This is a genomic window from Microbacterium ureisolvens, assembly GCF_019511645.1.
GTDB classification, from domain to species: domain Bacteria; phylum Actinomycetota; class Actinomycetes; order Actinomycetales; family Microbacteriaceae; genus Microbacterium; species Microbacterium ureisolvens_A.
In genome coordinates this window covers 231,825-256,865 of the sequence record NZ_JAEUAX010000004.1, presented here as the reverse complement: position 1 = coordinate 256,865, position 25,041 = coordinate 231,825, and the positions used below count along the sequence as shown (strand labels likewise).

At 66.8% G+C, this 25,041-nt stretch carries 37 protein-coding genes, 1 tRNA gene and 1 pseudogene; 16 read left to right on the top strand and 23 right to left on the bottom strand.

Annotated elements, in window-relative coordinates; genetic code table 11:
- Window positions 1-14: 14 nt before the first annotated feature.
- From JNB61_RS09715 to JNB61_RS09695, 5 genes are all read left to right on the top strand, one after another.
- Window positions 15-1,667 carry a SulP family inorganic anion transporter gene (locus JNB61_RS09715; protein ID WP_220339466.1) on the top strand — a complete coding sequence of 551 codons (1,653 nt, stop codon included), beginning with the start codon at window positions 15-17 and terminating at the stop codon, window positions 1,665-1,667.
- Window positions 1,668-1,707: 40 nt separating this feature from the next.
- Window positions 1,708-1,959 carry a hypothetical protein gene (locus JNB61_RS09710; RefSeq protein ID WP_220339465.1) on the top strand — a complete coding sequence of 84 codons (252 nt, stop codon included), beginning with the start codon at window positions 1,708-1,710 and terminating at the stop codon, window positions 1,957-1,959.
- Window positions 1,959-2,171: an alkyl sulfatase C-terminal domain-containing protein gene (locus JNB61_RS09705; RefSeq protein WP_220339464.1), complete on the top strand. Its 213-nt coding sequence runs from the start codon at window positions 1,959-1,961 to the stop codon at window positions 2,169-2,171. Before JNB61_RS09710 ends, JNB61_RS09705 begins: the two co-directional genes overlap by 1 nt.
- Before the next feature lie 102 nt (window positions 2,172-2,273).
- On the top strand, window positions 2,274-2,744 hold the full coding sequence (locus JNB61_RS09700) for a hypothetical protein (RefSeq protein WP_220339463.1): 471 nt from the start codon (window positions 2,274-2,276) through the stop codon (window positions 2,742-2,744).
- The gene (locus JNB61_RS09695) at window positions 2,741-3,730 is read left to right on the top strand and encodes a cation diffusion facilitator family transporter (protein ID WP_220339462.1); all 990 of its coding nucleotides are present in this window, start codon (window positions 2,741-2,743) and stop codon (window positions 3,728-3,730) included. The genes JNB61_RS09700 and JNB61_RS09695 overlap by 4 nt, the downstream gene beginning before the upstream one ends.
- 13 nt (window positions 3,731-3,743) lie before the next feature.
- Here the strand turns inward: JNB61_RS09695 and JNB61_RS09690 are convergent, their stop codons facing one another.
- The 5 genes from JNB61_RS09690 to JNB61_RS09675 all read right to left on the bottom strand — a co-directional run bounded on the left by JNB61_RS09690 (window position 3,744) and on the right by JNB61_RS09675 (window position 6,217).
- Window positions 3,744-4,007 (bottom strand): hypothetical protein, encoded by a 264-nt coding sequence (locus tag JNB61_RS09690; RefSeq protein ID WP_220339461.1) that lies wholly within the window; start codon window positions 4,005-4,007, stop codon window positions 3,744-3,746.
- A gap of 129 nt (window positions 4,008-4,136) precedes the next feature.
- Entirely contained in the window at window positions 4,137-4,484 is a 348-nt protein-coding gene (locus JNB61_RS09685; protein WP_220288160.1) for a DUF7882 family protein, read from the bottom strand.
- Window positions 4,485-4,641: 157 nt separating this feature from the next.
- On the bottom strand, window positions 4,642-5,316 hold the full coding sequence (locus JNB61_RS09680) for a DUF6766 family protein (protein WP_220339529.1): 675 nt from the start codon (window positions 5,314-5,316) through the stop codon (window positions 4,642-4,644).
- Window positions 5,317-5,318: 2 nt separating this feature from the next.
- Window positions 5,319-5,444, bottom strand: coding sequence for a hypothetical protein (locus tag JNB61_RS20270; protein ID WP_262927508.1), 126 nt, complete (start codon window positions 5,442-5,444; stop codon window positions 5,319-5,321).
- A 194-nt stretch (window positions 5,445-5,638) separates the two neighbouring features.
- On the bottom strand, window positions 5,639-6,217 hold the full coding sequence (locus JNB61_RS09675) for a VanZ family protein (RefSeq protein ID WP_220339460.1): 579 nt from the start codon (window positions 6,215-6,217) through the stop codon (window positions 5,639-5,641).
- A gap of 58 nt (window positions 6,218-6,275) precedes the next feature.
- Between JNB61_RS09675 and JNB61_RS09670 the strand changes: the two genes are divergently transcribed.
- The gene (locus JNB61_RS09670; protein ID WP_220339459.1) at window positions 6,276-6,644 is read left to right on the top strand and encodes an ArsR/SmtB family transcription factor; all 369 of its coding nucleotides are present in this window, start codon (window positions 6,276-6,278) and stop codon (window positions 6,642-6,644) included.
- On the opposite strand, the gene JNB61_RS20265 is transcribed toward JNB61_RS09670, so the two are convergent.
- Window positions 6,626-6,751, bottom strand: a complete 126-nt coding sequence (locus tag JNB61_RS20265; protein WP_262927507.1) for a hypothetical protein — start codon at window positions 6,749-6,751, stop codon at window positions 6,626-6,628. The genes JNB61_RS09670 and JNB61_RS20265 overlap by 19 nt on opposite strands.
- 18 nt (window positions 6,752-6,769) lie before the next feature.
- Between JNB61_RS20265 and JNB61_RS09665 the strand changes: the two genes are divergently transcribed.
- From JNB61_RS09665 to JNB61_RS09645, 5 genes are all read left to right on the top strand, one after another.
- A complete protein-coding gene (locus JNB61_RS09665) occupies window positions 6,770-7,690 on the top strand; it encodes a cation diffusion facilitator family transporter (protein WP_223214744.1) in 921 nt (306 codons plus the stop codon).
- A 272-nt stretch (window positions 7,691-7,962) separates the two neighbouring features.
- Window positions 7,963-8,184, top strand: coding sequence for a type II toxin-antitoxin system VapB family antitoxin (locus JNB61_RS09660; RefSeq protein ID WP_220288156.1), 222 nt, complete (start codon window positions 7,963-7,965; stop codon window positions 8,182-8,184).
- Window positions 8,181-8,585 carry a PIN domain-containing protein gene (locus tag JNB61_RS09655; protein WP_220288155.1) on the top strand — a complete coding sequence of 135 codons (405 nt, stop codon included), beginning with the start codon at window positions 8,181-8,183 and terminating at the stop codon, window positions 8,583-8,585. The genes JNB61_RS09660 and JNB61_RS09655 overlap by 4 nt, the downstream gene beginning before the upstream one ends.
- Window positions 8,586-9,000: 415 nt before the next feature.
- Window positions 9,001-9,759 (top strand): hypothetical protein, encoded by a 759-nt coding sequence (locus JNB61_RS09650; protein ID WP_220339457.1) that lies wholly within the window; start codon window positions 9,001-9,003, stop codon window positions 9,757-9,759.
- 81 nt (window positions 9,760-9,840) lie between these two features.
- A complete protein-coding gene (locus JNB61_RS09645) occupies window positions 9,841-10,413 on the top strand; it encodes an AAA family ATPase (protein ID WP_220339456.1) in 573 nt (190 codons plus the stop codon).
- A gap of 77 nt (window positions 10,414-10,490) precedes the next feature.
- Here JNB61_RS09645 and JNB61_RS09640 read toward each other — a convergent pair whose 3' ends face one another.
- The 5 genes from JNB61_RS09640 to JNB61_RS09620 form a co-directional block, all read right to left on the bottom strand.
- On the bottom strand, window positions 10,491-11,168 hold the full coding sequence (locus JNB61_RS09640) for a hypothetical protein (RefSeq protein WP_220288152.1): 678 nt from the start codon (window positions 11,166-11,168) through the stop codon (window positions 10,491-10,493).
- A 188-nt stretch (window positions 11,169-11,356) separates the two neighbouring features.
- A complete protein-coding gene (locus JNB61_RS09635; protein WP_220288151.1) occupies window positions 11,357-12,265 on the bottom strand; it encodes a hypothetical protein in 909 nt (302 codons plus the stop codon).
- 135 nt (window positions 12,266-12,400) lie between these two features.
- Window positions 12,401-12,781, bottom strand: coding sequence for a nitroreductase family deazaflavin-dependent oxidoreductase (locus JNB61_RS09630; RefSeq protein ID WP_220288150.1), 381 nt, complete (start codon window positions 12,779-12,781; stop codon window positions 12,401-12,403).
- Between the two features lie 444 nt (window positions 12,782-13,225).
- On the bottom strand, window positions 13,226-13,792 hold the full coding sequence (locus tag JNB61_RS09625; protein WP_220339455.1) for a hypothetical protein: 567 nt from the start codon (window positions 13,790-13,792) through the stop codon (window positions 13,226-13,228).
- 10 nt (window positions 13,793-13,802) lie between these two features.
- Window positions 13,803-13,967 (bottom strand): hypothetical protein, encoded by a 165-nt coding sequence (locus JNB61_RS09620; RefSeq protein ID WP_220339454.1) that lies wholly within the window; start codon window positions 13,965-13,967, stop codon window positions 13,803-13,805.
- Window positions 13,968-14,253: 286 nt separating this feature from the next.
- Between JNB61_RS09620 and JNB61_RS09615 the strand changes: the two genes are divergently transcribed.
- On the top strand, window positions 14,254-14,520 hold the full coding sequence (locus JNB61_RS09615) for a hypothetical protein (RefSeq protein WP_220339453.1): 267 nt from the start codon (window positions 14,254-14,256) through the stop codon (window positions 14,518-14,520).
- Window positions 14,521-14,600: 80 nt separating this feature from the next.
- On the opposite strand, the gene JNB61_RS09610 is transcribed toward JNB61_RS09615, so the two are convergent.
- The 3 genes from JNB61_RS09610 to JNB61_RS09600 all read right to left on the bottom strand — a co-directional run bounded on the left by JNB61_RS09610 (window position 14,601) and on the right by JNB61_RS09600 (window position 16,892).
- Window positions 14,601-15,071: a hypothetical protein gene (locus JNB61_RS09610; RefSeq protein ID WP_220339452.1), complete on the bottom strand. Its 471-nt coding sequence runs from the start codon at window positions 15,069-15,071 to the stop codon at window positions 14,601-14,603.
- Between the two features lie 51 nt (window positions 15,072-15,122).
- Window positions 15,123-15,680: a hypothetical protein gene (locus JNB61_RS09605; RefSeq protein WP_220288145.1), complete on the bottom strand. Its 558-nt coding sequence runs from the start codon at window positions 15,678-15,680 to the stop codon at window positions 15,123-15,125.
- Between the two features lie 666 nt (window positions 15,681-16,346).
- Window positions 16,347-16,892, bottom strand: coding sequence for a DUF6578 domain-containing protein (locus JNB61_RS09600; protein ID WP_308291246.1), 546 nt, complete (start codon window positions 16,890-16,892; stop codon window positions 16,347-16,349).
- 86 nt (window positions 16,893-16,978) lie between these two features.
- On the opposite strand from JNB61_RS09600, the gene JNB61_RS09595 reads away from it, so the two are divergent.
- Window positions 16,979-17,218: a PLDc N-terminal domain-containing protein gene (locus tag JNB61_RS09595; protein ID WP_220288143.1), complete on the top strand. Its 240-nt coding sequence runs from the start codon at window positions 16,979-16,981 to the stop codon at window positions 17,216-17,218.
- An 87-nt stretch (window positions 17,219-17,305) separates the two neighbouring features.
- Window positions 17,306-17,488, top strand: coding sequence for a hypothetical protein (locus JNB61_RS09590; RefSeq protein WP_220288287.1), 183 nt, complete (start codon window positions 17,306-17,308; stop codon window positions 17,486-17,488).
- Window positions 17,489-17,506: 18 nt separating this feature from the next.
- Here the strand turns inward: JNB61_RS09590 and JNB61_RS09585 are convergent, their stop codons facing one another.
- The 8 genes and pseudogenes from JNB61_RS09585 to JNB61_RS09555 form a co-directional block, all read right to left on the bottom strand.
- Window positions 17,507-17,644, bottom strand: a complete 138-nt coding sequence (locus tag JNB61_RS09585; protein ID WP_220288142.1) for a hypothetical protein — start codon at window positions 17,642-17,644, stop codon at window positions 17,507-17,509.
- A 307-nt stretch (window positions 17,645-17,951) separates the two neighbouring features.
- Window positions 17,952-18,290 (bottom strand): DUF7882 family protein, encoded by a 339-nt coding sequence (locus tag JNB61_RS09580; RefSeq protein WP_220288141.1) that lies wholly within the window; start codon window positions 18,288-18,290, stop codon window positions 17,952-17,954.
- Window positions 18,291-18,453: 163 nt separating this feature from the next.
- Window positions 18,454-19,128, bottom strand: coding sequence for a DUF6766 family protein (locus tag JNB61_RS09575; RefSeq protein WP_220339528.1), 675 nt, complete (start codon window positions 19,126-19,128; stop codon window positions 18,454-18,456).
- 2 nt (window positions 19,129-19,130) lie between these two features.
- Window positions 19,131-19,256: a hypothetical protein gene (locus JNB61_RS20260; protein ID WP_262927506.1), complete on the bottom strand. Its 126-nt coding sequence runs from the start codon at window positions 19,254-19,256 to the stop codon at window positions 19,131-19,133.
- A gap of 164 nt (window positions 19,257-19,420) precedes the next feature.
- Window positions 19,421-19,509 (bottom strand) — tRNA-Ser (locus JNB61_RS09570).
- 323 nt (window positions 19,510-19,832) lie between these two features.
- Window positions 19,833-21,592: pseudogene (ctaD, locus tag JNB61_RS09565) on the bottom strand (aa3-type cytochrome oxidase subunit I).
- A 202-nt stretch (window positions 21,593-21,794) separates the two neighbouring features.
- Window positions 21,795-22,271, bottom strand: a complete 477-nt coding sequence (locus tag JNB61_RS09560) for a DUF4383 domain-containing protein (protein WP_220339450.1) — start codon at window positions 22,269-22,271, stop codon at window positions 21,795-21,797.
- A gap of 154 nt (window positions 22,272-22,425) precedes the next feature.
- Window positions 22,426-23,118, bottom strand: coding sequence for an MBL fold metallo-hydrolase (locus tag JNB61_RS09555; protein WP_308291245.1), 693 nt, complete (start codon window positions 23,116-23,118; stop codon window positions 22,426-22,428).
- A gap of 804 nt (window positions 23,119-23,922) precedes the next feature.
- Between JNB61_RS09555 and JNB61_RS09550 the strand changes: the two genes are divergently transcribed.
- Complete coding sequence (locus JNB61_RS09550) at window positions 23,923-24,267, top strand: hypothetical protein (protein ID WP_220339449.1); 345 nt, start codon at window positions 23,923-23,925, stop codon at window positions 24,265-24,267.
- A 275-nt stretch (window positions 24,268-24,542) separates the two neighbouring features.
- Here the strand turns inward: JNB61_RS09550 and JNB61_RS09545 are convergent, their stop codons facing one another.
- Window positions 24,543-24,752 (bottom strand): hypothetical protein, encoded by a 210-nt coding sequence (locus JNB61_RS09545; RefSeq protein ID WP_220339448.1) that lies wholly within the window; start codon window positions 24,750-24,752, stop codon window positions 24,543-24,545.
- 115 nt (window positions 24,753-24,867) lie between these two features.
- Between JNB61_RS09545 and JNB61_RS09540 the strand changes: the two genes are divergently transcribed.
- Window positions 24,868-25,029 carry a hypothetical protein gene (locus tag JNB61_RS09540; protein ID WP_220339447.1) on the top strand — a complete coding sequence of 54 codons (162 nt, stop codon included), beginning with the start codon at window positions 24,868-24,870 and terminating at the stop codon, window positions 25,027-25,029.
- The last annotated feature ends 12 nt before the right edge of the window (window positions 25,030-25,041 follow it).

The following is a 25,041-nucleotide window of genomic DNA, read 5'->3' as shown; positions in this document are numbered from 1 at the left end:
ACCCAGGAGCAGGAATGCAGCGACCCCTCGCCGGCTTGAGCAGGCGCAATCTCGTCACCGAGCTCACCGCGGGGGTCACCCTCCTCGCGATCGCGATCCCGCTCAACATCGGCTACGCGCAGATCGCAGGCCTGCCGGCGACCGCGGGCCTGTACGCGCTGATCGTGCCGACGATCGTCTACGCGCTCGTGGTGTCGTCGCGTCAGCTCGTGGCGTCGCCGGATGCCGCGGCCGCCGCACTCGTCGCCTCGTCGATCGGGGGACTGGCCACCGCGGGCAGCGCGGACTACGCGACTTTGGCCCTCGCGCAGGCGATCATCTGCGGCGTCATGTTCGTGCTGATGGCGGTGTTCAAGCTCGGCTTCCTCGCGAACTTCCTCTCCAAGCCGATCCTGATCGGGTTCGTCGGCGGTCTGGCACTCGACATCCTGGTCAGCCAGATCGCGAAGATGCTCGGCGTGAAGATCGACTCCGGCGGCGAGTTCGTCGACAAGGTGTTCGGTCTGGTGTCCAACCTCGAGACGATCAACGCGTGGTCGCTGGCGATCTCGGCCGTGTCGGTCACGATCCTGCTGCTCGGCGCGCGGTTCCTGAAGGTCGTGCCGTGGGCGCTCGTCGTGCTCGTGCTGTCGACGCTGCTCGTCGTGCTGACGGGCCTCGATCGGCGGGGCGTCGACGTCCTGGGGGACGTTCCCGCCGGGCCGCCCACGCTCACGTGGCCGGTCATCGACTGGCAGATGTGGGGGGCGCTCATCCCCTCGGCGATCGCGCTCACCCTGGTCACCACGGCTGAGGGCCTCCTCGTCTCCCGGTCCTATGGCGAGAAGCACGGCTATCCGTTCCGCGCCAATCGCGACCTCCTCGCGTTCGGCCTCGGCAACATCGCCGCCGGTGCCCAAGGCAGCTTCTCGATGGGATCGTCCACCTCGCGCACGGCAGCGATGGACCAGGCAGGGTCGCGCACCCAGCTTCCGTCGCTGGTTCTGGCGGCGGGCACTCTGCTGCTCCTGCTCTTCGGCACCGCGCTGCTCGCCGACATCCCGTCTCCCGCCATCGGCGCCGTCGTCGGCGTCGCGATCCTGCCGCTGCTCGGCGTCCGCGAGTTCCGCGAGCTCTGGCGACAGGATCGCTTCGAGTTCGCGATCGGTGCGGTGTGCTTCCTCGTGACGCTGTTCATCGGTGCGATCCCGGGCATCCTCGTGGCGTTCGTGCTCGCCCTCATCAACCTCGCCAAGCGCGCGGCGAACCCGTCGATCGACGTGCTCGCCGCCGACGACGACGCGAAGCAGTCGCTGCTCGAGGACGCCGCGGAAGGTGCCACGACCGCACCGGGCCTCGTGGTCGTGCGGATGGCTGCGCCGCTGTTCTTCGCCAACGGCACCGTCTTCTCCGCCGCCGTGAAGCGCGCGGTGACAGGGGCCGACGACCCCGTGAAGCACGTGGTCATCGACATGGAAGCGGTGACCGACATCGATGTGACAGGCGCGGAGGCATTCGCATCGCTCGAAGAGTGGCTCGACCAGCAGGGAGTGAGCCTGGCGTTCAGCCGCGTCAGGACCCCGACGAGAGCGCGCCTCGAAGAGCTCGGGCTCGTGTCGGGCCAGACGTTCTTCGCGACCAACCGCGAAGCCGTCGCGGCGCTCGAAGCACCCGCGTCGCGGGAGTGAAGACCACGGCCGACGGGGCCGGGACGAAGGGAACGAAGTCATGCAGCAGCGGGAACCGGAAGCATCGATTCGGGCGGCGCACGCCGCAGCCCTCGCGGCGCTGCCGTTCGACGACACCGACGACTTCGCCGCCGCGGACCGTGGATTCATCGGGACGCTCGATGATCCGCAGATCCGCAACGACAAGGGCGAGGTGGTGTGGGATGCCTCGACCTACGACTTCGTGCAGGGCGAGGCGCCCGAGTCGGTGAACCCGAGCCTCTGGCGGCAGTCCAAGCTCGCCGCCACCTGATGCTGCGCAACGGCGTCCTGGTGTACGTCGAGCGCGACGCCGACCCGGCCACGCCGCTGCAGCTGACGCTGTCGAAGTCGCGGCTGATCCAGCTCGCCGGAGGCGGCACGGACTCGGACGGCATCGACGTTCGCGGCGACATCGACGTGCTGAAGCAGATCCTCGGCGTCCTGGACCAGGGTGATCCGGACTTCCAGATCGTCCTGCCGTAAGCGGGTCCGCGGACCTCGAGGTCTGAGTTTCTCCGCCTAGCAGGCGGGCCCGGGAGGGTCAAGGCGGTCCCGACCACCCTCCACGCGCGCGAGACTCTGCGCATGGGCCGGTGGCGACGCGTGTGGAGCGTGCCCCTGCTGGTGCTGTCACTGTGCGTCGCGGGTTGCGGCATCACGGTGCCGAGCGATCCGCAGGGCACGCTCGATCGGGTGCGCGGCGGCGAGCTGCGCGTCGGTGCGTCGCCGTCCGGGGGGCTCGTGATCATCGACGGGACGGGCGTCGGCGGTTCGCTTGCCGAGATCGTCGACGATTTCGCCGCGTCCGTCGACGCCGAGGTCACGTGGACCATCGGAAGCGAGGAGGACCTCGTCGACGGGCTCGAGACCGGCGCCCTCGATCTCGCGATCGGCGGCATGACCGACGCGACGCCGTGGTCGACCCGCGTCGCCGTCACCCGGTCGTACGACTCGATCCCCGGCGCCCGCGGTCCTGTGGTGCTGTTCGCACCGCTGGGTGAGAACGCGTGGCTCGCCGCCCTGGAGGGCTACCTCGATCGGGAGGTGGCGCGATGAAGAAGATGGGACGCACCGACCTTCCTGCTGAGCAGCAGAAGGCCCTGCGCAGTGCGATCCGGTGGGAGTGGTTCACCATCGGGTACACGCTGGTCACCATTGCGCTCATCGCGCTCGTGGTCGGCGGCTCGCAGGCGATGAAGACCGCGTGGATCGAGGACATGCTGTCGCTGATCCCGCAGATCTCCTTCCTGGTCGCCCTGCTGTTCATCCGGCGTCCTCCCACTCGGGCCTTCCCGTTCGGGCACCACCGCGTGATGGGGGTGGGGCACCTCGTCGCCGGCGTCGCGCTGCTCGCGGTGGGTGGCAATCTCGCCTACGAGGCGATCAGCGGGCTCGTGCGCGCCGACCATCCCTCGATCGGAACCGTGTACCTGTTCGGGCAGACGATCTGGCTCGGCTGGTTCATGGTGGCCGTCATGAGCGTGATCGTGATCGGCCCGTTCTTCTACGGGCACGCGAAGGCGAAGCTGGCGCCGAAACTGCACAACAAGGTGCTGTACGCCGACGCCGACATGGCCAAGGCCGACTGGACCTCCACGGTGGCCTCGATCGTCGGCGTGCTCGGCGTCGGCATCGGGCTGTGGTGGCTCGACGGTGTCGCGGCGCTGTTCATATCGCTCGGCATCATGTGGGACGGCTGGCGCAACAGTCGCGGCGCCATCCGCGACCTCATCGACCAGCGCGCGCGCACCGAAGACGACGCACGTCCGCATCCGCTCATCGCCCGCATCGCCGACCGTGTCGAGGAGTTCGGGTGGGTGCGCGAGACCGCGGTCCGCATGCGCGATATGGGCCAGGTGTTCCACGTCGAGGTGTTCGTCGTCCCGCGCGGCGACGAGGTGCGGCTCGAGCAGATCGAAGAGGCTCGCAGCGCCATCGCGCGGCTCGACTGGAAGGTGCAGGACGTCGTCGTCATCCCGACTCCGTCGCTCCCCGACGAAGCCGAGCCGGCGAAGCACCACGCGTCGTCGGCGGGCGCCTGAGGCGCAGCATCCGTCAGTCGGCGACAGGCGCCCCGCCGTCCGCCCAGATCTCGTCTGCGGCGGGGGACGGCGACTCCTCGGGAATGGGCACGATCGCCAGAGGCACCCCCGGCGTCACGAGCAGGTGCGCCGTGCGCATCATGCCCTCTCCGTCGTTGACCTCCAACCAGTGCACGCCTCCGGCGAGACCGGCTTCCACCTCGTCGCGCAGGTCTTCCAGGCGGCGCCCTCCGACGCTGTAGTGATCGCCGCCGTAGTAGATGTCGATCCTCTTCATCGCCGCTCCCGTCGCCGTCAGCCTCCATCCCAGGCCCGCGGGGCGTCTGACGCCTATCGTCTTGACAAGCGCACGCGAGCGGTCTAGCCAGCGCCGCGGTCGCGCCCCGTGCCGGACTCCGCCCGTCACTTATTCAGCGACTTCGTGCCCCGCCTGGTCGTGGTTGTTGAGCGGCGCCGGCATCGCCGGCTCCGGCACCAAGTACAGCCCTGTCGACGAGTTCGCGGTATAGGCGAGCGCATCGATCCAGGCCGGGTTCAACTGCGGTTTCCGGCTTCCGTAGAACTTGTACACAAGGGCGCACCGCGGGTGCACCCAGACGGTGGTGCGTCCGTCACCGATGCTGGCATCGTCGCGCCACGTGAAGTGGAACGCCTCGCCTCGCCGCAGCTTCGTGCCGATCACGAGTTGCAGGTGAGCGAGCGTCCGGTCGTCGAAGTCGACCTTCACGGTCCCTTCGTAGATCAGCTTGCCCATGATGGGCCTCCGGGCGGAGATGCCGCCGAACGAAGCGCTGGGGGCGCAACAGGGGGGTCGTCGATCAGCTCCACTCCCGATGATCCTCTCCGGGCAGGTTGTCTCCCAGCCCTTGACAGGATGCCGCGCAGATGCGGGGTCGGCGGCTCAAGGCCTTTCAATCGCTCGACACCGACGTCTGGTGGTGCGGCGCCCCGACCGGCTTGGACTCGCTTGAACCACGCTGGCGGAGGAAGATCGACAGCGCGATCATCGCCCCCACGGCGAGGAATTCGGATTGCCAGTTCTGAAGGGTCCGGTTCCAGAAGTCCGGGGTGACGAGGTAGTCGGCCCAGGTGATGGCGGGCTGACCGTGTTCGGCGTTTTCCGCGTTCATCACGACGGTGCCGGCGAGGGACTGTGCCAGCCACGACAGCACGAAGACGGCCCCCATCACGAGCAGCAGCGAATTGGAGAAGATCGTGAGACGGATGCCGCGAGCCCGCGCCCACGCAGGGGAATCGGGCCGTGCGTGCTCGGCGACGAGCTGCTCCTCGTCGGTGTCGGGTCCCTCGTCGCCGGGCTTCTTGGACTCGGGGGAGCCTCGCTGAACCAGCCAGATGGTCGCGGCGATGAAGAGGAAGAACTGGAGGAACTCGGACTGCCAGTTCTCAGCCACATCCACCACGAACTCCGAGGACGTCACGAAGGCGCCGAAATTCAGCGTCGGAAGGCCATGCTCGTGGAGACGCTCGTTGTTCTCGAAGAAGCCTGCAATGGACTGCCCGGCGAGAGCGAGGACGAACAGCAGGCCGAACGCCAGGCTCAGTGCGTTATCGCGGATGGAGCGCATGGTCACCGTCCCATCAGCGGCACGGCGATCATGTACCCGAGACCCCCGGCGAGCAGGGCGATCCAGCACCAGAACACGGCGACCTCGCCGCGGCGTGGACCCTCCTCCTCAGGCGTGAAATCGACCATCTCCTGCTCCTCTCATGCGGGCGAGCGTCACGTGATGGTCACAGACTGCGTCTGTGCGCGACGCCGAGGAAAGGGCTTGACAGCCTCGTGTCGACGAGGAAAGCGTTCCGGTCAGACCGCGTCGCGCAGCGATCCTCCCCGGGCCGCGCACACGGCGCCGGCCCAGTACTGCGCGGAGCGCGCTGTGCGGCTCATCACCGCTGGGCTGAACGCTCCACCACGACATCGCGCTGCGGGCCGTAGTCGAGCGGCGAGAGCACGAATGCGACCACGGCGGCGAGTGCGAGCGCACAGGCGATCGCGCAGATGCGTGTCATGACCATGGGCGTGCGGTCGCCGGCTCGCCGGTGAACGGCGAGGAAGATGACCCATCCGACGAGGGCCCCCACCGTGTTGACGATGAGATCGGTGGTGTCGAAGCTGCCGGTCGAGATGACGTGTTGGGCCATCTCCAGCAGCAGGCTCGCGCCCAGCGCGACGACACCCGCCTTCCACCACGACCAGCCCGGAGCGAGTGCTCCCACGAACAGCCCGAACGGCACGAAGAGCGCGAGATTGATCACCATCTCGGCGGGGCTGCTCGCCCCCGCATCTCCGCTCGGCACGAACGGCACGAGCTTCAGGGGCCGCGCAAGCCCTGCGGCGTCACCGATCCATGGCATCTCGAGCTTCCACAGCACCACCCACGTCAGGAGCACCAGGTACACCGCGAAGGCGACGATCAGCACCACGCGATCGCGGCCCGACCCAGGTCTGGTCGTCGAAGAGGTCACACGGCATCTTCTCGCGTTCCGCTGGGTATCCACTTCGGCGATCCGTTAGTATCTGCGTATGAGTGCAGATACGCGAGCATGTGGATACTCGACGGACAGCCCGTATGTCGAGCTCGCGGTTGAGGTGTTCTCGATGCTCGCGGACGCGACGCGCGTGCGGATCGTCATGGCGCTTCGCGATGCCGGTGAGCTTCCGGTGAACCGTCTTGCCGACATCGTCGACAAGTCTCCTGCCGGAGTGTCGCAGCACCTGGCGAAACTGCGGCTGGCGCGGATCGTGGCGACTCGCCAGGAGGGCCAGAAGGTGTTCTATCGCCTGGAGAACGAGCACGCCTCGCGTCTGGTCGCTGATGCGATCTTCCAGGCGGAGCACTCCCTGGGCGGCGTTCCGCGTCATCACCAGGCCGATCAGGCGGTCGCGGAATGACGAGCGCTCACTCCCACGCGGCCCACGATCATGAGCGCCGGCACGATCACCACCGTCATGACCACCAGCACGGGCACGACCACCACCACGACCACGACCACGAGCATCCGACTGGGCTGAAAGGCTTGCTCTACGGACTGTTCGTCCCGCACTCCCATGACGCGGCAGACTCCATCGACGACGCTCTGGAGGCGCACGGCGCCGGCATCCGGGCATTGAAGGTGAGCCTGGTGATCCTCTTGATCACCACGCTGCTGCAGGCGGCCGTGGTGACCTTCAGTGGATCCGTCGCGCTGCTGGCAGACACGGTCCACAACTTCTCCGACGCGCTGACGGCGGTCCCGCTGTGGATCGCGTTCGTGCTCGGCCGGCGGGCTGCGACCCGCCGATACACCTATGGCTTCGGCCGCGCGGAAGACCTCGCCGGCCTGTTCATCGTCTTCGTCGTCGCCCTGTCGGCGGTGGTCGCGGGGTGGCAATCGATCGACCGCATCCTGCATCCCCAGCCCTTGGAGAACATCGGCTGGGTGATCGCGGCGGGTGTGATCGGGTTCCTCGGCAACGAGGCCGTCGCGATCTACCGGATCCGGGTCGGGCAGCGGATCGGATCGGCCGCGTTGGTGGCCGACGGAGTGCACGCCCGCACCGACGGGTTCACCTCCCTCGCCGTCGTTCTCGGCGGGCTCGGGGTTCTGGCCGGCTTCCCGCTGGCGGACCCCATCGTGGGCCTGGTGATCTCCGCCGCGATCTTCGTGCTGCTGATCGGCACCGTCCGCAGCATCGGCCGCCGCCTTCTGGATGGCGTCGAGCCGCAGCTCGTCGAGCGGGTCGAGCACGCCATCGAGCATGTCGACGGCATCCGGCGCGTCGACCGTGTGCGGCTGCGGTGGGTGGGGCACCGCCTCGAAGGCGACGCGATCGTCACCACGGCCCGGCCCGCACAGGTCGCCGCAGGCGACGTAGAGCGCAGTGTCCGAGCCCACCTGCCGAATCTGGACGAATTCATTGTCAGCGTGCGACACGCCCCCACCACGAACGAAGAATGACCGTGTCGGCGGCGTGACAGGCAATCACGCACGTCGCGCGAATCCTCGCCGCGTGCGGACAGAAGGAGCGCGTTCTCGAGGCGATGGCCGAGCTCCCCGTCGAAGACCGCGCGGTCGCGCGCACCGCGGGGGAGACGGGGCAGCTCAGTGCAGAGAGTAGGAGGAAGCTTTTCGCGCATCTGGCTCGATGGACCCCTCGTGTGGTTGAGATCGATACAGTGTCGGGCCAACGGTCTATATACTGCTCTATACAAACCGGAGGAGGGGGAGTCATGACCGTCACCTCAATCGATATCGACCCGAACAAGTTGCGCCGAGCGAAAGAGCTCGCCGGCACGACCTCCAATCGCGAAACGGTGGATCTCGCCCTGCGCACTCTCATCGCCGTCCGTCGCCAGCCGGCGGCCGTGGAGCGGATCATCGCCCGTACGTTCGAGCCCGACCAGATCGACGCGCCGACGATCCCGCCAGCGACGGCGACTGCCGGCCAGTGACGACCTACCTCGTTGACAACAGCATCTGGCAGAAGGCGTCAACGAGCGAAGCGATTGCGACAAGGCTCCGGGAGCTCTCACCCACGCACCTGATCATCACCTGCCCGCCGCAAGTTCTCGAGTACTGCCATTCGGCCCGGAGCCCGCAGGAGTACCAAGAACTCCGCGCGGACATGGAGCAGTTCTTACCCGCGTGGGAGCATCCCGACGAGCAGCAAGCCCTGGACGTCCAGCAGGCACTATGGGACACCGGGCTCATGCGCGCGGCAGCGGCGTTCGATTGCCTCATTGCGGCGTACGCGGTCGTCAACGACGCTGTCATTCTGAACTCCGACCACGACTTTGGGTTCATCGAGATCGCCACGCGGGGCGCGATCCGGCAGGAGTACGTGGCGGCCTAGGGGACTTCCGACCCGACCCGATCCGTTGCGCTGTTGCGTTCATGCCGCCGACAGTGACACCGCAAGAGCAGAGGCGCACCCAAGTTGGGTCCCTTATCGGTCGGGTCTTCTCCCTGAGACCATTGGTTTGTGACCGAAGCAGTCCCGATTCGTCGTCGACTGCGAAGAGTTTGACGTCGTCGGAGGCGGTACCTCCATTCACCACGTCTGGGTGAGCGGCCCGAATCCGGGCTGCGGGTTCTGGGTAGGAGGATCGGGCGCAGTAGCGCTCACGGACGAGCCGGTCCGCTCCGGAGATCCGCGCGTTCCTTTCGGAGATCGACCGCGCACCGGCTTCCTAGTCGGATGAAGAGCTTCAACCGGGCGGCTACGACGCCACCCGCGCATTCCTGGTCGGACATGCGAGACTCCGAGAATGCGATCTGTCGCCCTCGCTTGCGTGTTAGTCCTCGCCAGCGCCTTCCTCGCTGGCTGCGCGGTGCTCGGCGAGAAGCCCGCCCCAGTGACGTCGGCGACAAGCCCGTCAGGCGAGGTCGTCACAACAGACTGGTCGGACTTCCCCGCTCATGCTGGCGTTGATGGCGAACCACTGCTTGAGTACCCCGACCAAGCTGAGCTCCCCGATCGCGCACGCGAAATCATCGCAGGGATCAGCCGGGCCATCGAGAGCGAGTCCGGGCTGACGCTGACACCACTTCAGCCGGAGGCCGAATGGTTCGACGACACGCGCTGGCATGCGCAGAGCGGCAATGGCTACGGCGGGCAATCCATGCTGACGACCGTCAACTGCTGCGAACTGCAGTCGGAGTCAGCACCCGATCCCCGGACATGGCACGCCGCGCTGGGTGCCGCGAGCGACGCGGCAATCGAAGTTGGGCTGGACGGTTTCGTCCTCGACGAGCACACCAGCGACTGCAACGGTGACGAGGATTGCTGGCTTTGGTCGGCCACCGCCACGGACGGCGTGCAGTGGGTGTATCTCACGATTCAGGACGGCTCCCGCGACCCCGGCGGCGAAGCAGCCCGGAACGCCAAGGAGTTCTGGTGGCCCCTGGCCAGCATCGCCATCGGCTACGGCGCCACCGTCATCGAGTCGGGTCGTCGCGAAGAGTACGTCGAAGCGATGCAGCCGTTCATCGGTCAAAACCGCCCTCCCGCGACGACGTCAGACTGACAACCGCCCAAAGAGCCTGAGGTCTCCACGACACAGCGAGCGATAGCGGGTCCTTGACCGCCGGTCGTCCACGTCGTGTTCGTGAACCCGTTCTCGAGCCGTTCACTCGTGTGTCCCAAGTCGGACAATGGGCTCATGCTTGTTGTGATCTCTGGACTGCCTGGGACGGGCAAGACTGCCGTCGCCGCGGAGGTTGCTCGCAGGGCTAAAGCCGTCCACCTTTCGATCGACACCGTCGAGGATGCGCTCCTTGGTGCCGGACTCCCGCGTTCGTGGACTACTGGTGTCGCCGCGTACGAAGCGGTGCGCGCCGCGACCGAGCAGAATCTGGCCCTGGGGCGCATCGTCGTGGTCGATGCGGTGAACGACAGCGAGCCCGCGCGCGATACTTGGCGTCGCGCGTCCGCGACAGCGAGGGTCCCGCTGAAGTTCGTTCTCCTCGCCCTGGATGACCAGGTGGAGCATCGTCGTCGGCTGGAAGGTCGACGCCGAAACCTTCAGAACGTTCTCGAGCCGAGCTGGGATGACGTGAGCGGTCGTCGCGAGTCCTTTGAGCCGTGGGGCGACGTGCACCTGCGGGTGGACGCCCGCGAGTCGACGCAGCATGTTGCGAGCGTCATTCTGTGGCAGCTCATCCCGCCGACGGCCAACTAACTCACAGCTCGACCTCGGTGAGCCCACGACCGCAAGTGGGTCGCTGACAGTGCGCAAGCCAGTCTCTGCCGGCCGCATCACATGTCGCTGAAGTCATTGCCGGGAGACTGAATCTCGGTGATGGTGTCGCCAGTGAGCCCAAGCAGTACGAACATGATGCCGACCCCGCCGGGGTTCACGAGGGAGTTCGTACCGGGCACCTCGAGCTCGCCGACCTCCAACCAATCCGCAATGCCGTCACTATCCGCGTCCCATCCGTCTCGCGCGCCGGCGGCGACGGCATCCTCGCGGGAGGATCCGACCGACAGCTCGCCGTCCTCGGTGACGATGGGGACCCCGCCAATGGCCGGCGCGGTGACGGCGACGTTCACCCTATCCGCGTGCTCGCCGGCCACGATGACTTTGACGCCGTCCCAGGTGTAGCTGGTTCCCCAGTAGCCGCCGTAAGGTCCTTCGATGTCCTCGCCCGTGCGCGGCCGCCCCGTGAGCTCCTCGATGGCGACGAGGAGATCTTCCGCCTCACCTGCGCCCTCGAACAGGAACTCGTCGGCGACACCGTCGTGCTCGTAGGTGACGCCGTCGATGCCGACGATGAGCTCGTCCTGGGGAGTCGGGGTCGGTGCGGGGGTCGTGGCTGCGGGCGTGGCGGTATCGGGTGTGCCCGACGGCGCCGTGGTCGGCGCAGCGGGGGACGCGCACCCGCTGAGCAGCACGGCGGAGGTGAGCAGGAGACACGGGGTGAGGCGAGCGCGCACGGCACGACCATAGCTGCAGCAGCGCTTCCTCCACGCATCCGGCATAACCCAACTCGAGCTCACGCAATGCGGCGCAGGGCTCTCTGTGTTGTGCGCGTGCACGGTTGTCGGTCCTTGACCGTGCGGAGACTCGAGGGTGCGACTGATCTCGGCGTTCAACGTCGGCCGGGCGACGCGGTCCCGGCTGCTCAGCCGCCGGGACAGTCTCCGGATGTTCCGTAGCACACGGGATGGTGGGGCCTGCCGCCGTCGGCGGGAGCGGGCTGCGGTGCGAACCGGCCCTCCGGGACTTGGAAGACGAGGGCGGCTAGTAGCGCGAGCGTGAAGGCGATAGTGGTGAGCCAGATCACTGCCCGTCGACGTGCGAAGATCGCGGCCACTACAGCGATCAGCAGGCAGCCTACGGCCGTGGTTGCGATCGCGACGTAGCGGTCGCCCTGCTCCGGAGTGGCCAGGACCGGATCGCTCCAGATGCGGAAGTACACGCTCGCCCAGTGCGCAGGCAGAGCAAGGGCGGCGACGCCGCCCACCACGAGCAGCACGACCGCTACGCCACTCGCGACGGCGCGGGCGGAGAACCGGTCGGCGGAACGCAGTCGCAGCGCGACTCCGGCGAGGACTCCCGCCACCGCGGCGCCGAACAGGCCAGAGGCCTGCCACACGAAGGGGATGAGGAAGATCGGCGACACCAGGGCCTGCGGTTGGTCCAGCGTCCGCGGATACGCGATCAGGATGCCCGCGAAGGTGGACGCCGGAGCGAGAGCAAGCGCCCAGACCGCGACCGCGCGTGGGCCGAGGCGCCGGCCGATGAGGCCGACGGTCACCACGGCGAGCGTCCAGACCAGCAGCTGCGGGCTCGTGATTAGCGCGGTGATGCCCTCCAGGCTCATGGTGCCGGGACCGGCGAGGAGTGCGAAGTACAGGAAGGACCCCGCGAGGAACGCGGTCGCGCCCACGGCTGCCGTGAACACGGCCTGACTTGGGGCGCCCTTGCCGCGTCCCGAGGGGTGATGCTGGCCGCCGGTGAGCGGCGCGGCGTCCGAAGAGATCGCGGGGCTCGGGGTGGGCGGCGTCGGCGGGGGTTCGGTGTCCGGCATCGCTTCGATGCTAGACGGGAGCCCCGGCGGCGACAGAGTTGCGCTGACGAGGTGGGCTGGCGCCCGGATGCGCGAACGCCCGTCGGTTCGCGCATGAGGTGCGAGGCGTGCCGGCCAGACGGCGTTCGATTGGGGTCAGGCGGCGGGCGCGGTAGCGGGAGTGAGCACGATGAGCGGACTGTGCGCGATCATGTCGTCGACATCGTCACGACGCCACCGGCGTGCGGCGGCCTCGATGAACGGCCGAGCTTCCTCGGGGTCGGTGATGACCCGCGCCGTGGCAGGAACGTCGGCCTGGATGCCCTTCTTCAAATGCACGATGACGTTGGGGTCTGCGGTGATGTTGTGGATCCAGTCCCTGGTGCGGTCTCGACGCGGCATCCCGGTGATAAACAGCACGCCGTCCTCATCGTGCAGGAAGATCTCGATGCGGCGAGGTAGCCCGCTACGGCGACCCGTCGTCGTCAAGTCGATGAGCTGACTTCGGTGCAGGGCCGTGGCGACGTCGTTGTTCACACCTGTTGAAGCAATCCAGCTGCTGCACACATTCCGGGCGCTTCATTGGTGACCAACATCCTCGGGCGCCAGGGCCAAGTCTGTCGCCAGCGGGTTGTGGTCGCTCGATCGCTGCGCTTAAGCCGGTAGCCCAACGCGCAACGCGTTCACCCGTCCGGCTTAGGGCCGATATTCCTCCCTACGAGGCGCAAAGGGCTCAGGCGGAAGCATCGTCTGTGCGTTCATCTGCTCGGGCGGTTTAGCTACCGAGAGGAAGAAGCCGAGAGCCTTCACGAGCGTGCCGCCGATCACCGCGGCTACCCGCCAAGCTAGGGAACGATCGCGATCGGTCACGTCGCAAGCATCCATCATCGGGATGCCGACCGTCTAGCGATTGGCGAGTTCGGAGGGCGCGATTGCCGGTCCATCCGCGGGCGTTGGGTGAGGCAGCGCTGAGTCGTGAGCCTAAGCAATCCCTTCGACGACGCGCCCTGTGCGGACGAAGGCGTCCAGCACGTCATCCAGTTGGGCAGTTCGTGGCACGTCAAAGAAGGCGAAGCGCGCACTCCGTCCCGGGTGGACCAGGAAGTCCAGCCCGGTGTCGGCGGCGAGCTCGCTGCCGGCGACGCCGTACGAGCCGGGGTCGTCGTTGGTGAACTTCAGCGTGATGTGACGTTCGGTCCGTTGGACTTCGATGTGCGGGACAGCCGGGGTGATTTCGAAGGCGAAGGTTTTGCCCGATCGGAGGATGAGCGCTCGTCGGTCGGTGAGGACGTAGCGGGTTCGACGTTTGCGCTGCGACTTGACGATGAACCGACCGGCCAGGAGGAATAGCCCGACGGATGTCCAAATGATGACGCTGCCGATACGCGGAGCTGTCGGAGCTTGCAGAGAGATCGCGATCCCGCCTACCGGGATGAGCACACCGAGCGGCAGGAGCCATGCATCCGCGACGGTGAGCAGTTTTCGCGGGTCGGGCGCCCCCGCCCAGATGACCTCTTCGCCTCCCGCATCGGCAAATTCGTCGGTCACCGAATCATCGTCACACACGCGTCGTCGAAGCGGCCACAAGCCGGTCCGCTTCGGTGCGGTCAACCCGATATCGTCGAGCTGTGCCGAGTGTGCCCTCGCTATTGATCGTGGTCGGCGTCGCGACAGTGTCGTTCGGGAGCTTGTTGGCCTTGAAGGCGTCTTCGATCGCGGACATCATGTGGATGCGAAACGAGAGCCTTACCCGACACTCGCGGTTACTAGCAGTGCCGCGGCGATACTATTTCTGGTTGTGCCGCGTAGGAGGCGTCGTTCTGTCGGCGGGTGGCGCGGTCGTCGCGATCAGTGCTGTGGCCAGACTTGTGGCCTGAACAAGGGCCAGCCCGAGGCCGGGCGCTAAGCGCGAAGCCGGAGGCGAGCAGCGGAACTAGAACCGGCGCCCCGCACGTGCCGAGGACGATCGGCGAGGGAGCGGGCGGCCGAGCCTTTGGCGAGAATGGACTGTGCCGACAATCGATCCGGGGACGATTCTGCCGAATCTGATCTTGGGTGTGCTTGCGGTCGCGGTCGGCATTCCTATCGTGATCTATCGCCGAGGCCTCTTCCGAGCCACGGTTCGGAACCTCGAGGCGGTGAATCGTCGGTCGAGCAAGGGGGTCTCGCGGCCTTCTTCACCGTTCTGGGTCGGCACCGCTGGCGTCGCATTCGTCGTGCTCGGGATGATCATGGTTGCCGGCGCCGTCCTCGGCGCAGTCCAACTCGCCGCGTAGAGGACCGCGCTTCCCGCACGTGAGCGGGTGGCTCAACGCGCGGGTCTGCCTAGGACCGGTCGAGAGCCAATGTGCAGACATCAGATCTTGAACAGGTCGGACGTATCGTCAGGCGCGTTTACAGCACCTGCGCCAGCAGATGTGTGCGGCATGAAGAATGTGGCTAGGACGGAGATCAGACCGGACACAACGCCCGCCACAAATCCGATCAGCGGGTAGCCCCAGAAGAAGTGCCATGTCGCCGTCAGTCCAGTCCCGATTCCAACAAGTGCCCAGCCGATGATGGGAGCGAGGAAGCTGAGCAGCGCGAAGGAGATTCGCCCTCCGGTCGTGTCTAACTTGCGCGCTGTGGCAACGGTCCCAATCGCGACGAAGATGGCCGAGATAAGGCCCAAGATGCTTCCCCAGCGCAATACCGCGAGGCGGTCGCCGGTGCTCCAGATAGCGAAGGTGTCGTAGTAGACAGCCATGATCGCCACCGCGATCACGACTCCGGTAATGGAGCCATACCCAATGACCTTCCAGTACAGCCTCATCGTCGACGACTTCACGTGCTCAGGCTACGACGACGAGGCACCACGCGATGTCCAATGAGCGGTCGCTCAGCGTACGGATTCCCGCCCGCCTGCAGCCGCTGCCAGCATGCCGGAGGAGACGAAGGTCGCCACGCCGATGCCTGGCTGGAGCGCCGTCCCGACGATCGCCAGGCCGATTCCGCACCACAGTGCGACCGCTGACCATCGGCGCAACGTTAGAGCGCCGACGGCCCCGACAATGAGGCCGATCGTGCACAGGATGATGCTGGGCAGCACGGCCGCGACCCACAAGCCCCATCCGGTCTCGCCGGCGGGACGGGGCGTGGAGTAGAAGGTCGCCGCGTAGTACGTCCAACATCCGATCCACCCGATCGAGACCGCGGCCAACACTACAAACGCGACCGCGCGACCGCGCGACGGCCTCCCAACCGACACCAGCAGCCCAACCACCAGCAGCAGAGCCGACATCCCGCCGAGCCCCACGGCCACTCCCAGGTAGCCGATGCCGTCGGCGCACAACCAGCTGCCCTCCGGCCCCCACTCCCCACCGATACCCCACGAACAGTTGAAGTGCAGCGTCTCGCGTACGAGGCCGAGCGCCCAGGGCCCGAAAACGAAAGCCAAGACCCCGCCGAGCAAGACCGCCACCGCGGGTTGCGGTCCGCGCACACTCCGGACGTCCGTCGCTGTCGAGCGTGCGTCGTCCTCCATGGAATGAGCCGTCACCTTCCCGACGCTATCCTCCGCACGACCCCATGTCGCCCGGCTTGCGAAGGGTCGCTCACCGCACGAGAGCCAATCCTGCTAGCGGCTTGCCGCGCCTTCGTCGCCCGCTAGCCGTGTGCGTCGTCGTGGTGCTGAGGCCCAAAGGAATCCCGCTCAGGGACGGCGCGAGCGACATCCACGGGAGGCACTTCAGGCCAGATTCGTGCGGCGTTGGAATCTGCCTCACCATGCGCGACGATTTCCACTGCGACGGAGTCCCATCGGTACGCCTCCGCCCCGGCCGCGGGTCGCTGTGAGGTGATGTAGTACAGCCCCGGCCACGCGAGTGCGCCGATTGGAGGGCCATCGGGGTCTGGATTCGCGAGGGTCACGCCTGCCTCGGCGGCGATGTCGCGACCAACGTGGAAGGGTAATCCGACCAATTCGGGCACCATGACCACATCCGCGAATCGTTCGACCACGGGGCAGACACTACGCCGACGACGGCAGTCAAGAAACGGCCCGAGGGGTCGGTGTGTCCGTGCGTCAGCGTGCCTCGTCGGGTAGCCAGCTGCACGCGCTCGACTAGCGATCTTCGACGTCGACCAGCCAGCCCGCCTGCACTCGCGCCTTCCGCTCAGCGGGTGGTTCGCCGATGCGGTTGTCGACCGTCGGCAGGCTACGTCCGGCCGAGGGCAGCCGCACGCCGCGGGTCGGCTCGAGCGTGACGGTGCCAGGCAGAGGCACAATGTCAATCACGTACCGCGCCGGGCGCGAGTCGGCGAACACGCCGCCGCCGAGGTCACGACCGACCAGCGGCCACTCCTCGCCGTCAGCCGGCATGACCGCGTTCGCAGGCGCGCCGTGACCCGGGCGACGCAAGGAGCGACGTTCCCAGACTTCAAAGGTGGCGGGGTGCACGGCGGTTACGCGGCCGCGTACTCGATCGGGGAATTCCTCTTCGTGATGCGATTCGACCGCATCCACTGTCGCGAGCAGGGCCGGACCGAGCAGTTCAGCGAGCGACGCGTCAGGGGTGCGGGTCGCGATGCCGAAGTCGACGTCGTCGCCCACCTCGAATGCGTCACCGCAGCACGCCCACTCCCACTGGGTCAGCCACACCCGCGTCATGCAGCCCACGGTAGCCAGTCTGCTTCGCCTGCGGCTCCATCGCCGGTTTTTATCCGGAGAAGCATCGCCGACCATAGGCTGAAAAGGTGAGCGATGAGCACAACCCACTGATCCCCGCCGGCTATGACATCGCGTGGTCTGTCATCTGCGCTCTGGTGATCGCGTTCACGATCGTCGCGCTCGTCAGTCTCGCTCGAGCCGCGAAGCGTCTCACCCCGGCGCAGGGCCTGCTGTGGGCAGCGCTCGTGCTCTTGGTTCCGGTCCTCGGCGCGCTTGCCTGGCTTGCTATTGGGCGCCGCACGGTCGCCGTCAGTCAAGACGGTTAGCTGGGCGAGTATCCGCGTCCGATAGGCGGCCCTCCGGCGGGCTGTCCACAGCGCCTCCAGCGGGCTGAGGCTCGCCAGCGTTCGCAGGTGAACTCCTCCGCCGTGACGATCTACATCGCAGCTCTCTTCCTTATTGGCCTCGCCATGGCGGTCTTCGGGACGCTACTCCCACTCGGCGGCGGGTCGACTGTCGCGCTCGTAGGTGCCGCCGCGATCGGCGCCGCCCTGGTCCTCATCGGCATCAGAATGATGAAGCCGAACGAGCGATAGGCGGTCGTTATCCGTGCGTCAGCTTGCCTCGTCGGGGGCCTTGACGTACTTCAACTCATCCTTGAACATCGCCCAACGACCGTCTTGAGCGGTAAACAGGTAGGACGCACCATACCCCTCAGCGTCGGCCCAGCCGGTTTCGCCCTTCTGCGCCATGCTGCCACGCGACTGGCACACCGGCTTGCGCGAGCGGGCCTGCCACGCAGCGTTTGCATCGGGCGACAGCAGCTGGGCGCCGCGCACAGGAGGAGCGGCCGCAGCCTACTTCGAAGGCCCGGTGTTGTCGGAGCGCGCGGCAGTTCGCTCAGCTCACGCTGAGATTGACTGAGCATGTTAACCGATGGTGATGAGTCCGCGTTCCGACGTCGTCGCTCCCCGATGGCGCCCGCCGACGCTGTAAGGGTCTGCGCTGCAGTAGATGTCGATCCGCTTCATCACTGCTCCCGTGGACGGCGGCCCGGCGTCACCCCACCACGTCGTGCTCGTGCTCCTCACGCAGCGGCGGCATCGACGGCTCGGGCACGAGGTAGAGGCCGGTCGGCGAGTTCGCCGTGTAAGCCAGAGCGTCGATCCACGCGGGGTTCAGCTGAGGTTTGCGGCTGCCGTAGAACTTGTAGATCAGCGAGCACCGCGGGTGGATCCAGACGGTTGTCCGCCCGTCACCGATGCTGGCGTCGTCCCGCCAGGTGAAGTGGAACGGCTCGCCCCGACGCAGCTTCGTGCCGATCACGAGTTGAAGATGCGCGAGTGTGCGGTCGTCGAAGTCGACCTTGACGGTCCCTTCGTAGATCAACTTGCCCATGATGGGCCTCCGAGGGAGATACTGCCGGCGAAACGAAGCGCGGGGGCGCAAGAGAAGGGGATGCCGATCAGCTCCTTCCTCGATGATCCTCCCGAGCATCCCAGCCGCATAGGGCTTGACAGCAATTCGGACGGATACGGTGCAAGGTGGCCCCCGGCGCACGTCACTCGCCCGAGATCGCCGTCTCGTGGTGCGGCGCGCCGACGGGCTTCGACTCGCTCGAGCCGCGCTGGCGCAGGAAGATCGACAGTGCGATCATCGCCCCGACCGCGAGGAACTCCGACTGCCAGTTCTGCAGCGTCCGGTTCCAGAAGTCCGGTGTGACCAGATACTCCAGCCATGTCATCGACGGCAGCCCGTGCTCCGCGCTCTCGGAGTTCATCACGACCACGCCCGCCAGCGACTGCGCCAGCCACGACAGCGCGAAGACGATCCCCATCACCAGCAGCAGGGAGTTCGAGTAGATCGTCTGACGGATGCCTCGAGCCTTGGCCCACGCGGGGGAGTCCGGTTGTGCGTGCTCGCCGACGAGCTGCTCCTCGTCCGTGCCCGGTCCCTCATCACCGGGCTTCTTCGACTCGGGGGAGCCGCGCTGGACGAGCCAGATGGTCGCGGCGATGAACAGGAAGAACTGCAGGAACTCCGATTGCCAGTTCTCGGCCACGTCGACGACGAAATCCGACGAGGTCACGAACGCGGCGAAGCTCAGCGGGGCCATGCCGTGCTGCTGGAGCTGCTCGTTGTTCTCGAAGTAGCCGGCGATGGACTGACCAGCGAGCGCCAGCACGAAGAGCGCGCCGAAGGCGATGCTGAGGGCGTTGTCGCGAAGCGGCCGCATGGTCATCGCCCGACCAGCGGGATCGAGATCATGTACGCCAGCCCGCCCGCGAGCACCGCGATCCACGACTTGAACATGACGCCCTCGCCGCGCCGGAGGCCGGCCTCCCCGGGAGTGAAGTGCACCATGGTCGTCTCCTTCCGTCGGCGTGCGAGTCTGCCGACGTGCCTCAGCATCGGGCGGGTAGCGACACCGCGGAACGCCCTTGACAAGGTCGGGCGGAACCCGTCGTGGGTCGTGGACAGCACCTGGAAACGCGAGAGGCCGGTGCGCGCGGACCGGCCTCTTGCCGTGGTGCCCCGACAGGAATCGAACCTGCGACTCTTGTGCGACACGTCGCGGTCCTCCTCCGTCAGCGGGAAGTTGTTCGCCACCGGGAGCGTCTCGACGCCCTGCTCCATGAGTTCCGACGCGGCGGCGAGCCACTGAATCTGATGCATGGTGTCGCGGGCCAGCAGGAACGCGAGAAGACCCCGCACACCTCGTGGTCATCGGTCATGTGATACAGCCGGGCGACCTGCAGCCGGCCCTGCATTCCTCCTGGAGTTTGCGCGCGTAGACCGCGTCAGGCTTCTCCAGCGCCCACCCTGTGCTGAATGTCTTGTCGGTGAAGTTAAACCTCGCTCTCCTGTTCAGACCGGGTCAGCAACACAGGTCATGCCGGATTGCGGCTGCTGCCAGGATCGTCCCCGCGCGTCGATCTCCTACTTCTGTTCGCCGGTCCCGAGATCCTGTACGGGCGCGTCCGGCGCGTCCTTTGCGGGTCCGACGCCGACCGGTAGGCCGGCTTCGGGATGGTTGAGGTCGAAGGCCGGCCGCTCGCTGCGGATGCGAGGGATGGACGTGAAGTTGTGCCGCGGGGGCGGGCACGACGTCGCCCACTCGAGCGAAGCGCCGTATCCCCAGGGGTCGTTGACCGTGACCTTGGGCGCCTTGCGGGCGGTGATCCAGACGTTGAACAGGAACGGGATCATCGACGCGCCGAGCAGGATCGCGCCCGCGGTGGATACTTGGTTCTCCCAGGTGAACTGGTCCTGGTCGGCGTGGTCGGCGTAGCGGCGCGGCATCCCTTCCACGCCTAGCCAGTGCTGGATGAGGAAGGTGAGGTGGAACCCGATGAACAGCATCCAGAAGTGGATGTAGCCGAGCCGCTCGTTGAGCATGCGGCCCGTGAACTTCGGCCACCAGAAGTAGAAGCCGGCGAACATCGCGAATACGACGGTGCCGAAGACGACGTAGTGGAAGTGCGCGACCACGAAGTACGAGTCGTGGAGATGGAAGTCCAGCGGCGGCGACGCGAGGATGACGCCGGTCAGGCCGCCGAACACGAACGAGACGAGGAAGCCCAGCGCGAACATCATCGGTGTCTCGAAGGTGACCGAGCCGCGCCACATGGTGCCGATCCAGTTGAAAATCTTCACGCCTGTTGGCACGGCGATCAGCATGGTGAGCAGGGCGAAGAACGGCAGCAGCACGGCCCCGGTCGGGTACATGTGATGGGCCCAGACCGCGACGGAATAGGCGGCGATCGCGATGGTGGCGTACACGAGGGTCTTGTAACCGAAGATCGGCTTGCGGCTGACACCGGGAAGATCTCCGACACGATCCCGAAGAACGGCAGCGCGATCACGTAGACCTCGGGGTGACCGAAGAACCAGAACAGGTGCTGCCAGAGCAGCACCCCGCCGTTCTGGGGATCGAAGATATGGGAATCGAGGATGCGGTCTGAGGCCCCCGCGAAGAGGGCGGCCGCCAGAATGGGGAACGCCATCAGGACGAGGATGCTGGTGACCAGCGTGTTCCACGTGAAGATCGGCATCCGCCACATGGTCATGCCGGGGGCCCGCATCGTGATGATCGTCGTGATGAAGTTCACCGCCCCGAGGATCGTCCCGAAGCCGCTCATCCCCAGACCCACGAACCACAGCGTTCCGCCGACGCCGGGGGTGAAGGTGTCGTCGGCGAGCGGGCGATAGGCCGTCCAGCCGAAGGAAGCGGAACCCTGGGGGGTCAGGAAGCCGGATACGGCGATGATGGAGCCGAAGAGGAACAGCCAGAACGCCAACGCGTTCAGACGCGGGAATGCGACGTCAGGTGCACCGATCTGCAGCGGCATGATGACGTTGGCGAAACCGGCGAACAGGGGCGTCGCGAACATGAGCAGCATGATCGTGCCGTGCATCGTGAAGAGCTGGTTGTACTGCTCCCTGGTCGGCACGATCTGCATGCCGGGCTCGAAGAGCTCGGTACGAATGATGAGCGCGAGCAGGCCGCCGAGCAGGAAGAACAGCACCGAGGCGATCAGGTACAGGTAGCCGATGGTCTTATGGTCGGTGGACGTCACCCAACGGACGACGATGTTCCCCCTCTGACCGACCCGACTCCTGCTGAGCAGGGCCGCCTGTCGCGGTGGCGGGGTCGTGGGCCGCGTTGACCGCTGAGTCGGTGGAGACTGGCTGACCATGGTGTGCTCCTCGCAGTTCGCGGTCCGGCGCTGCTGACCGTAAAAGGCGACGTGGAAGCAGACGTACGGGCTTGACCATCAGGAAGCGACGTAGTACCGATGCGCAAGAATCTGGTAGCGGACTTCGTCGCCCGGCGCCGTGTATCGAACCCCGCGGGAGGTCGCCCGCGCCGCGCGTGAAGTGCGCGCCGCGGGCGACGGGTCAGGCGGCGTTGCGAGTCGCGCTGGTGCGGTTGCGATTGCGGTCGACGAGGAGGCCGAGTGCGAGCATCCCCACACCGAGCGCCAGGTGCAGCCAGTTGTCTGCACTGTTGACGGGCACGAAGTTCGCGTCCGGAGCATTGACCGCGAACAGTCCGTAGAGGAACAGGACGAGGTAGATGGCGCCGCCCCAGATCAGGTAGCTGCGAGATGCCCGCGCCCGCGCGGCGACCGCGAGGCCGGCGACGCCGAACAGGATGTGGACGATGTTGTGCAGCACCGACACCTGGAAGACGCCCATCAGCATCGCGTCGGAGTCTGCTCCGGCGCCGTCCAGCTGGTCGATGGGATGGGTCAGGCCCGGGATGAACCCGGCGATCCCGACGATCAGGAAGACGATGCCGACGGCGAGGGCCGTCTTCTGGATCGCCGTCTCGGCGTAGCGCGTGTCGTGCGTGTCGCGCGTGCGGTCGGCCATGATGGCCTCCTTCTTGGTAGGGAACCGCAACGGTATGAGCCGCGAGGTGCGGGCCTCAGGGCCTTGACAAGGGTCGCCCTCATCAGAATCGTTCCGCTGACTCCACGCAGCGCCTTGCCCCGCAGGAATACGCGCGGCCTCGGAATCCACGCCGTTATCGCGCCCCCGCCCGAAGAGCAGCCTGCACAGCGGCGCGCACGCCCTCCTTGAATGGCAGGCCGTGGCCGGGCAGCACGATCCCGGCGTTCGTGGCGGCGAGCTTGCGGAGGCTCACGATGTTCGCCTCCACATCGCGGGTGGCGGCGCGGGCGACCAGGCGGGGGTCTGTGAGCCCGGTGTAGGGGTCCAGGGTGACCAGCGCGTCACCGGTGAAAAGGACGCCCCTCTCGGGCAGGTGGAACGCGCAGTGCCCGTCCGTATGTCCCGGCGTCCAGATCGGCACCGGTGAACCGGGCACCTCCATCGGCTCGCCCGGCCGCACATCGGGCTTCGCTTTGACTCCTTCCACCCACAGCGCACCAGCTGCGGCCATGGCGCCCAGGGTCATCAGCGCCTTGGGGTAGCGAAGCGGGTAGCCCAGCGGGGAGCGCTGGCGACGATAGCGATACGGATGCTGCGCCAGCTCACGATCGGCCTCGTGCACGTGGGACCGGCGGTGGTAGTCCCGCAGCAGTCGCTCGCACATGCCCACATGGTCGAAATGGCCGTGGGTCAACAGCACCGCCCGGATGTCCTCGGGCTCGGCATCCAGCGAGCGCAGTGCGCACGCCAGCAGGCGCCACATGTCGGGAAGTCCTCCGTCCACGAGGGTCAACCCATCATCGGCTTGGATCAGGTAGCAGTTCACACCCGCGCGTTGCAGCCGCGTGACCCCGGGCGCGACCAGGGTGATGCTGGGTCGCTCACCGAACCACCTTCCCGCTTCTCGTGTCGGCGCCGAGCCGGCAGGGGCCGACCGGATTTCACGGCTATGCAAGAGCTTCCTCCTTCAGCGCGGGTCTCGGCCGCGTCACCTGCCTCGGGCGCGGTTCGGCGACTGTCGGGACGCCGCCCACGATGAAGGCGCCATCCACAGCATCCAATGCCTCTCTCAGCGTGCTGAACTCGACGACGTCCGCGCTGTCGCGAACCCACTGCAACCGCACGACCGAGTCGCGGCACTCCAAGTACGCCAGCACCCGCCGTGGGTCGTGGATCCCTGCCACGGGGTCACAGGCGATCCACCCGCCGTCCCCGACCCACACCAGCTCCGGCCGTGGTCCACCGGAGGCGGTCACGCCGCGTCGGGTGGCATCTCGTTGCGCACGCATCGTCCTCACCCTTCTGTGTCATCCCCTCAGAAGTGACCGGGAACACACCATCGATGACGTAAGGCACGACACGGATGGGGGTTGACGTCAGGCCGAGAAGCAGTCCTTCTTCTCGGCTGCCTTGGTGATGAACGCAGCGTCCCGACGCGCGCGAGCGTCCCGGCTGGACGCTGGTGGACGGGACAGCCAACCGGGCACGACCCCGCACGGGCGGATCGGACACGCACGGGGGCAATCAACTGGCCGCCGCATGCCGTTCACTGCTGTCATTTCGACCGCACATCTTCGGGGCGCTGTCAATCATCTCCGCAGGACACAGGAGATGCCGGTACACCGGCGGCATGAAGCACCTCTCTTACGCAGACAAGACCGCCTTCGTCGATGACGAGACGGCGGATGTGATGCTCGAGTACGCCGGCCTTCTTGCGGCGGAACACAGCGGCGACACCGTCTCCCTTCGGGCCATCGGCCAGGACGGCAATGAAGTGGAGGCGACCTTCGTGCTGAACATGGCGACCAACATCGTCGCCGAGTCCACCAATTCCGACGTCGAGCCTCCCGCCAACCCCGTCGTGGTGGAGTACATGCGGGAGAAGATCGCGATGATCCGCAATCCTCCACCGGCCCGCGCGATCGAGGACCGCGACCTGACCACCGGATCACTCGGGTTCGGGGACGAGCCGTAGTCTCGTTCCGGCGGACCCACGCCGCGACACGTGTCTCAGCGGGGCTCGGGCAGCCTCCACCACCACCAGAGCACCCCACACGACATCGGGGGGAGACTTCGTGGGTGACGCCTTCGACTCTCGACATGTCGCTGATCTTCGATGCCGAGTCCGTCCGGTCGAGACGGTCCTCGAACTCACTAGGCGCCGCCCGCGTCTCGCGAGCAATGCGATGCAGTTCTTGACGGCAGCGTCCGTGGCGTCGTCGTCGTTGGATGCGGCGGTGACTGATCGCCCTATTCCGTGGGAAGCTCGGCGAGGGAGACGGGTACGCCCGGGGTGATCAGGAGCCGGTAGGGGGCGCGTGTGCCGTGGCCGTTGAGAGCTTCGATCCAGCCGGATACGCCGGCTGCCAGAATGTCCTCGATCTGCTGTTGGACGTCCTCGAGGGAGTGTCCGGAGATGCGGTACGACTCGCCGCCGTACACCACTTCCACGGTGCCCATGATTCACGCCTCCGTTCTCACCGGCAGGGTAACTCCGTGCTCGTTTCGGGGTGAGGGGTAGTGCATGAAGAGGATGGGGTGTTGCGTGATGTGGATCAGTCGTAGCGTGTGCGGTGTGGCAACGACCGGCTGGTCCCGCATGCCCGCGCTGAACCCGGCATGGGTCGATGCCTTGATGTTCACCGCCGACTCGCCAGAGGGCCGCCACGTCGTCGCCGAGCCGGAACCACCGGCCCACACCGCCGACACCGGCGATCTGGCCGAGTTGGACGTGTGACCCGGCGGAGGA

Coding starts and splice junctions, on each gene's coding strand:
- JNB61_RS09585 (WP_220288142.1), bottom strand. CDS start 17,644: ATGGCGCAGAAGGGCGAAACCGGCTGGGCCGACGCTGAGGGGTATGGT.
- JNB61_RS09700 (WP_220339463.1), top strand. CDS start 2,274: ATGGGCCGGTGGCGACGCGTGTGGAGCGTGCCCCTGCTGGTGCTGTCA.
- JNB61_RS09635 (WP_220288151.1), bottom strand. CDS start 12,265: ATGCCGGACACCGAACCCCCGCCGACGCCGCCCACCCCGAGCCCCGCG.
- JNB61_RS09620 (WP_220339454.1), bottom strand. CDS start 13,967: ATGTCCGCGATCGAAGACGCCTTCAAGGCCAACAAGCTCCCGAACGAC.
- JNB61_RS09560 (WP_220339450.1), bottom strand. CDS start 22,271: ATGGCCGACCGCACGCGCGACACGCACGACACGCGCTACGCCGAGACG.
- JNB61_RS09670 (WP_220339459.1), top strand. CDS start 6,276: ATGAGTGCAGATACGCGAGCATGTGGATACTCGACGGACAGCCCGTAT.
- JNB61_RS09685 (WP_220288160.1), bottom strand. CDS start 4,484: ATGGGCAAGCTGATCTACGAAGGGACCGTGAAGGTCGACTTCGACGAC.
- JNB61_RS09650 (WP_220339457.1), top strand. CDS start 9,001: ATGCGATCTGTCGCCCTCGCTTGCGTGTTAGTCCTCGCCAGCGCCTTC.
- JNB61_RS09660 (WP_220288156.1), top strand. CDS start 7,963: ATGACCGTCACCTCAATCGATATCGACCCGAACAAGTTGCGCCGAGCG.
- JNB61_RS20260 (WP_262927506.1), bottom strand. CDS start 19,256: ATGGTGCACTTCACTCCCGGGGAGGCCGGCCTCCGGCGCGGCGAGGGC.
- JNB61_RS09680 (WP_220339529.1), bottom strand. CDS start 5,316: ATGCGCTCCATCCGCGATAACGCACTGAGCCTGGCGTTCGGCCTGCTG.
- JNB61_RS09580 (WP_220288141.1), bottom strand. CDS start 18,290: ATGGGCAAGTTGATCTACGAAGGGACCGTCAAGGTCGACTTCGACGAC.
- JNB61_RS09690 (WP_220339461.1), bottom strand. CDS start 4,007: ATGAAGAGGATCGACATCTACTACGGCGGCGATCACTACAGCGTCGGA.
- JNB61_RS09710 (WP_220339465.1), top strand. CDS start 1,708: ATGCAGCAGCGGGAACCGGAAGCATCGATTCGGGCGGCGCACGCCGCA.
- JNB61_RS09715 (WP_220339466.1), top strand. CDS start 15: ATGCAGCGACCCCTCGCCGGCTTGAGCAGGCGCAATCTCGTCACCGAG.
- JNB61_RS09550 (WP_220339449.1), top strand. CDS start 23,923: ATGAAGCACCTCTCTTACGCAGACAAGACCGCCTTCGTCGATGACGAG.
- JNB61_RS09695 (WP_220339462.1), top strand. CDS start 2,741: ATGAAGAAGATGGGACGCACCGACCTTCCTGCTGAGCAGCAGAAGGCC.
- JNB61_RS20270 (WP_262927508.1), bottom strand. CDS start 5,444: ATGGTCGATTTCACGCCTGAGGAGGAGGGTCCACGCCGCGGCGAGGTC.
- JNB61_RS09545 (WP_220339448.1), bottom strand. CDS start 24,752: ATGGGCACCGTGGAAGTGGTGTACGGCGGCGAGTCGTACCGCATCTCC.
- JNB61_RS09705 (WP_220339464.1), top strand. CDS start 1,959: ATGCTGCGCAACGGCGTCCTGGTGTACGTCGAGCGCGACGCCGACCCG.
- JNB61_RS09575 (WP_220339528.1), bottom strand. CDS start 19,128: ATGCGGCCGCTTCGCGACAACGCCCTCAGCATCGCCTTCGGCGCGCTC.
- JNB61_RS20265 (WP_262927507.1), bottom strand. CDS start 6,751: ATGCTCGTGGTCGTGGTCGTGGTGGTGGTCGTGCCCGTGCTGGTGGTC.
- JNB61_RS09600 (WP_308291246.1), bottom strand. CDS start 16,892: ATGACGCGGGTGTGGCTGACCCAGTGGGAGTGGGCGTGCTGCGGTGAC.